Genomic DNA, 1,175 nt, shown 5'->3' on the forward strand with positions numbered 1-1,175 from the left:
CTCTAAGCGTAATGGTAGAGTGCCTGAAAATGGTAGCGCAGGCAGTAAGATGTTCGTTGTTACTGATGCTTCAGTTGCGACTCCAACAGCGACATACCTAACGGGTGGTATCTTCTTTGCTGGTTCGAGTGGTGAAGCTAGAGCCGTTAACAACTTCAATGAAATTGTTGGTCAAGTTGACGCAGAAACAACGCGTGAAGTTGATGGCAGTGAGCGTAGACACCGTGGCTTTATTTATCCATATCAAGCAACGGGTACTGACCCATCAAGAATTGATCTGTTTCAGAACAAAGCTTGGTTTCTAGATGATCTAACTAACGATGGCAACGTTTCTGGAGAGAACAACAAGTTCCGAATCATTGATGCTTCAGGCATCAACGATGCGGGTGTTATCTCTGCAACAGCTATAAAATGTATGATCGATACAAATGGAGACGGTAGAGGTAACGATGAACGAGCCTACGATACAACGTCTCACAACTCATACTGTGCTGGTGCTGCGTCTAATGCAGTAGAAGAGGTTGTTGCGGTTAAATTGATTCCTATCGAAGGTAAAGGTAAGAGCGATATCCAAGCTCGTAGTACTGATACAGCAAAGGTCGATCGTAAAGGCGGTAGCTTAGGTTGGTTCGCTTTGACTGTACTCGGCTTATTAGGGTTCCGTAGAAAATTTAAATAATTTCATCTCTTGAGCCCGAGTTCACAATTCTGAATTCGGGCTTTTTTATCGCCTTGAGAAAAGTGAAAAACTGGTCGATTCTTAAAGTTGGAGTCACAAAAACTCCGCAAAGTTGTAATCATTGTATGTTAGTAAATAGAACACCCGTATGAGGACTGCACTATGAAGAGACAAAAGCGTGATCGACTAGAACGAGCACAATCTCAAGGCTACAAAGCTGGTATAAACGGTAGGTCACAAGAAGCTTGCCCATATAGCCAAATGGATTCTCGGTCTTATTGGTTAGGTGGTTGGCGTGACGCCAAAGGTGATAAGCAATCAGGTCTCTATAAGTAGATAGGGCGGAACATATTCAAAGATCAAGGCTCCATTGCTGGGTACAGCAGTTGGAGCCTTGTTAGTTTCTGAGTGGGCATATAAGTTAGATAAAATAAATGTAATGGCGTAGAGAGCTAACACTTTAAGCTGATACTGATACTGATACTGATACTGATAC

The 1,175-nt window shown here is 42.8% G+C and carries 2 protein-coding genes; both read left to right on the forward strand.

The window, feature by feature from the left end; genetic code table 11:
- Positions 1–679: DUF3466 family protein (locus AB4496_RS11460; protein ID WP_372131001.1), on the forward strand; the 679-nt coding region annotated here is incomplete at its 5' end.
- A gap of 162 nt (positions 680–841) precedes the next feature.
- The gene (gene rmf / locus AB4496_RS11465; protein ID WP_009846667.1) at positions 842–1,015 is read left to right on the forward strand and encodes a ribosome modulation factor; all 174 of its coding nucleotides are present in this window, start codon (positions 842–844) and stop codon (positions 1,013–1,015) included.
- Positions 1,016–1,175 lie beyond the last annotated feature (160 nt).

Origin of the sequence: Vibrio sp. 10N.222.46.A1 (genome assembly GCF_041473595.1) — a bacterium.
Lineage (GTDB): Bacteria > Pseudomonadota > Gammaproteobacteria > Enterobacterales > Vibrionaceae > Vibrio > Vibrio tasmaniensis_A.

What these genes read in the sequence shown, in the direction of transcription:
- rmf (WP_009846667.1), top strand. Translation starts at nt 842, where the DNA reads ATGAAGAGACAAAAGCGTGATCGACTAGAACGAGCACAATCTCAAGGC.